The following is a 3,872-nucleotide window of genomic DNA, read 5'->3' on the forward strand; positions in this document are numbered from 1 at the left end:
ATCCCGCTCCGCGCACACCCCCCGTCCACGTCCCCGCTACGGACGGACGGAGAAGCCCGAGAGGTCCGGGACCACCCACCGTCCGTCGGCGTGTTCGAGCTCGATGACCGCCGGGACGGTCCGTCCGTCCATCGGGAAGGCACCGAGGATCCTCGGGACCGCGCCGGCTCCGTCGGCCGGTTCCCACACGACCTCGATGCCCTCGTCCGCGAGGGACTCCTCGTCGATCACGGCCAGGACCAGCGGGATCGCGGCGTCGGCGTACGGGCCGTGCAGCACCGACGGGAGGGCGGAGAGGGTCGTGGCGTGCACGAACCCCGCGACCTCGTACAACGTGTTGCGCGTGGCGACGTCGTACTCGCCGAAGCGTTCGCAGGCCTCCCAGTCGTCGCTGAAGGCGACGTGCAGCACTCTGTGTCCAACCACCGGCTCTCTCCTTGCGTCTCAGCCCCCGGCGCCCTGACCTCCCGCGCTCTGCCCGCGACGTGCCCGAGCACGTCGAGGACCGCGACGCGTCTCGATCCCTGGACTTCGCGGGGCACGGAGGCCGTCACCGGGCCCGTCGGCGATAGGGTCGACGGGCACCCCACCGACGACCGCCGCGCACGGTGCGAGGCGCCCCGGAACATCCCTCACCGAGAGCGAGACGCAGGACGCCCATGACCCGCCGACGACTCCTCTGGCTGGCCGCCATGAGCCCCTTCGTTCTCGCCGCGGGCGGCGCAGCCGTCTACGCCCTCGTCGTGCTCCTCGCGCACGGCCCCGACGCCGAGGTCTGGCTCCCGAGCCGGGGCGAGGGGACCGCTGCCTCGTGGATCGCCCTGATCATCTACTCCGTCCTCACTGCACTCACCGTGAGCATGGTGTGGTCGCTGTCGGCAGGAGCGGACCGGGTACCGGACCACACGGCGGATTCACGGGACGGCTGAGACGTCGGGCACCCCTGCCCGGGCACGATGGCCCGACGACCGGGCGCGTCCGCGGGCTAGGCTCGACGCCATGATCCTGCGCGCCTACGACGAGTCCGACGCGGAAGCGACGCTCCGCGTGTTCCTGCGAGCAGTGCGCGTCACGGCGAGCAAGGACTACTCGCCCGAGCAGATCGCGGCCTGGGGTGCGGACGACATCTCGCTCGACGTCTGGGCGGTCAAGCGCCTGCAGACCGACACCGTCGTCGCGGTCGAGGGCGACGAGGTCCTCGGGTTCAGCGACGTCGACGACAGCGGGTACATCGACATGATGTTCGTCGACCCCGCGGTCACCCGGCGCGGTGTGGCCTCCGCACTGCTCGAGCACGTGACGCGCGTGGCCCGCGAGCACGGCGCCGTCGAGCTCACGACGTACGCGAGCCTCACGGCTCGCCCCTTCTTCGAGAAGCACGGGTTCGTCGTGGTCGAGGAGCGCCGGCCCGTGCTCCGCGGGGTCTCGCTGACGAACTTCAGCATGCGCAAGCCGCTCGTCTGACGGTCATGGCCGGCCGGTGGGCTGCCGAGCACGAGGTTGTGGTCGTTCTGGCGCCCAGAGCGACCCCAACCTCATGCTCGGCCTCGCGTGCTCAGCTTCGCGTGCGCTCGAGGCCGTCGGCCTCCCACTGGAGAGGGGTCGCCCGGGCCGTGGTCCTGGACGATGCCCACGGCAGAGCCCTGGAGTTCGGGGCCAAGCGGGGGTGGGCGGCGTCCGACCGATCGAGATGCGGCCATCGGGGGTCCTTCCGGCGAGACGACCCCCGTCAGCCGCATCTCGGCGGCGGCGGACCCGCGTCACAGCACCCTGAGCCACGCCCGGTCCTCGACGGCGCGGTCCACGGCTCCTCGCCGGACCTTCACCGTCTCGAGGTCCGTCAGCTCGTCCAGGACCTGGGCGTTGTCCAGGGTGCCGCTCCGGTGGAGGACGAGTCGCCGCAGCCTCGAGCACGCAGCCAGGGGCCTCAGGTCGAGATGCTGCTCGAGCCCCGCGTCCTCCCGCGGGAGGATGGTGAGCTCGCGGAGCCTCGGCAGGGCTGCGATCCCGTCGAGGCTACGGGCCCCTACGTCCATCAGGGTGAGCCTTTCCAGAGGGATCTCACCCTGGGCCGAGAAGTCCCAGACGGGGTTGGCCGCCCGAGCGTCGGCGGTGACGAACGCGCTCCGCAGCGAGGCGCACCCCTCGAAGATGCTTGACGAGAACTTCGTCGCACTTTCCAGACCACAGTGCTCGAGCACCGGCGCGGACGACAGGGCCTCCACCTGGTCCTGTGCGAGCGTGAGGCTGCGCAGACGTTGTGCCCGAGCCAGGTCGAGCTCTGCGTGGAGTCGCCCCTGCACGTGAAGGATCTCGAGCCCGTCGGCGATGCTCGCCGGGACCGCACCGACGGGCCGAGGGCTCACGATCTCCAGGTACCGCAGCAGTCCGAGGCCTTCCACCCAGTCCAGCGGAAAGACCCGGCGCGTGCCTCGCGGGGGCCTGATCGAGAGTCCGTCGACGTCTCGGGCCCGCATCCACGCGAGGTCTTCGGTCGTCGGTTCGTCGTGGACCTCCCCGATCCGATAGGGGCGCTGCCCGTCGTACGCGGCCGCGGTACGCAGCGAAGGCACCCCTGTCAGCCCGCCTGCTCGACCAGCACCGACACCGCCACGGCCGCCCCCGTGTCCACCTCGACGGTGACGCCATGGCCGAGGCGCAGGTCCACCTCGTCCCCGGTCGTCAGCGCGACGTACCCCGTGTCGCCGCGGCGGAACCCGCACGAGACCGATCCGAGGGCTGCGCCGTCGACCGTCACGTGCGCGTCTCCGTCGCCCTCGCACGTGACCGCGACGGTGAGCGGCGCAGCGCTCGGCACGTCCTCCCCGTCCGCGAGCGCACCGGGCTCGACCATCAGGTCGAGCCCGGAGCGCCCGACCGAGGACACGAACGCGACGCCCGACGTCAGGTCGCCCTGCGCTTCCAGGAGGTCGTCGGGCGTGACGGGGGTCGCCCCGCACCCGGTCACCAGGACGAGGGCAGCGGCCGCGCCCCCGGTCAAGAGCGCGGGCATCGATCGACGACGGGCACGTGCGGGTCCGGTCCTCATGGGCCCCGAGTATGCCAGCGGAGGTCTACTGGAAGTCCCGCGACCGTGACGCGACCTGCAGCGACAGCGGCGCGAGGTGCTCCGCGAGGAGGTTCGTGGCGCCGTCGGCCCGTTCGAGGCGCCCCCGCACCACGAGCGCGGGCGACGACCGCGCGACCCGGCGGAACCGCTGCCACAGGCCGGGCGTGCAGATGACGTTGAGCAGGCCCGTCTCGTCCTCGATCGACAGGAACGTCACGCCGCCCGCCGTCCCGGGGCGCTGGCGGTGTGTCACGACTCCCCCGACCGCGACCCGCCGACCGGCCTCGTGCTCGACCGCCTCTGCGACCGTGATGACCCCGGCCCTGCGCAGCCCGGGACGCACGTACTGGGTCGGGTACGAGTCGGTCGAGACGCCCGTGGCCCACACGTCCGCGACCGCGGTCTCGACCTCGCTCATGCCCGGCAGCGTGGGCGCCTCGACGCCGACCGAGACCCCCGGCAGCGTGTCCGGGCCCTCCTGGGCGAGGGCCCCGGCGGCCCACAGCGCCTCGCGCCGGGCCACGCCCAGGGACTCGAGCGCGCCGCCCGTCGCGAGCGCCTCGAGCTGGGCCGTGGTCAGGTCGACGCGACGCACCAGGTCGCGGAGGTCCGTGAACGGTCCGGCCGCGCGCGCCGCGACGATCGCCTCCGCGACCGGGTCCCCCACCCCGCGCACGCTGCCCAGCCCCATGCGCACCGCGAGGGACAGGTCGGGGTGCGGGGCGCCGTCGGGCGGGGCGGGAGAGCGCGGGGCGGCGGGAACGCGTCGGGGCGCGGCGCCGTCGGGCAGCACGTCCCTGCC

Annotated in this window: 6 protein-coding genes; 2 read left to right on the forward strand and 4 right to left on the reverse strand. The window is 73.1% G+C overall.

Annotated elements, in window-relative coordinates; genetic code table 11:
• Positions 1 to 36: 36 nt before the first annotated feature.
• Complete coding sequence (locus tag ACFWFR_RS18180; RefSeq protein ID WP_377623990.1) at positions 37 to 426, reverse strand: DUF952 domain-containing protein; 390 nt, start codon at positions 424 to 426, stop codon at positions 37 to 39.
• Positions 427 to 692: 266 nt separating this feature from the next.
• On the opposite strand from ACFWFR_RS18180, the gene ACFWFR_RS18185 reads away from it, so the two are divergent.
• Together ACFWFR_RS18185 and ACFWFR_RS18190 are read left to right on the forward strand one after the other, a co-directional pair.
• Positions 693 to 929, forward strand: a complete 237-nt coding sequence (locus ACFWFR_RS18185) for a hypothetical protein (protein WP_377623991.1) — start codon at positions 693 to 695, stop codon at positions 927 to 929.
• A 70-nt stretch (positions 930 to 999) separates the two neighbouring features.
• Positions 1,000 to 1,464, forward strand: a complete 465-nt coding sequence (locus ACFWFR_RS18190) for a GNAT family N-acetyltransferase (protein WP_377623993.1) — start codon at positions 1,000 to 1,002, stop codon at positions 1,462 to 1,464.
• Positions 1,465 to 1,760: 296 nt separating this feature from the next.
• Here ACFWFR_RS18190 and ACFWFR_RS18195 read toward each other — a convergent pair whose 3' ends face one another.
• The 3 genes from ACFWFR_RS18195 to ACFWFR_RS18205 form a co-directional block, all read right to left on the reverse strand.
• Positions 1,761 to 2,402, reverse strand: a complete 642-nt coding sequence (locus ACFWFR_RS18195) for a hypothetical protein (RefSeq protein ID WP_377623994.1) — start codon at positions 2,400 to 2,402, stop codon at positions 1,761 to 1,763.
• Between the two features lie 176 nt (positions 2,403 to 2,578).
• Positions 2,579 to 3,013: a hypothetical protein gene (locus ACFWFR_RS18200; protein WP_377623996.1), complete on the reverse strand. Its 435-nt coding sequence runs from the start codon at positions 3,011 to 3,013 to the stop codon at positions 2,579 to 2,581.
• Between the two features lie 61 nt (positions 3,014 to 3,074).
• Positions 3,075 to 3,872, reverse strand: a 798-nt coding sequence (locus tag ACFWFR_RS18205; RefSeq protein ID WP_377623998.1) for an OB-fold nucleic acid binding domain-containing protein, incomplete at its 5' end; no start/stop codon positions are given.

The organism is Oerskovia sp. NPDC060287, assembly GCF_042726775.1.
GTDB lineage: Bacteria > Actinomycetota > Actinomycetes > Actinomycetales > Cellulomonadaceae > Oerskovia > Oerskovia merdavium.

What these genes read in the sequence shown, in the direction of transcription:
- ACFWFR_RS18185 (WP_377623991.1), top strand. Translation starts at nt 693, where the DNA reads ATGAGCCCCTTCGTTCTCGCCGCGGGCGGCGCAGCCGTCTACGCCCTC.
- ACFWFR_RS18190 (WP_377623993.1), top strand. Translation starts at nt 1,000, where the DNA reads ATGATCCTGCGCGCCTACGACGAGTCCGACGCGGAAGCGACGCTCCGC.
- ACFWFR_RS18200 (WP_377623996.1), bottom strand. Translation starts at nt 3,013, where the DNA reads ATGCCCGCGCTCTTGACCGGGGGCGCGGCCGCTGCCCTCGTCCTGGTG.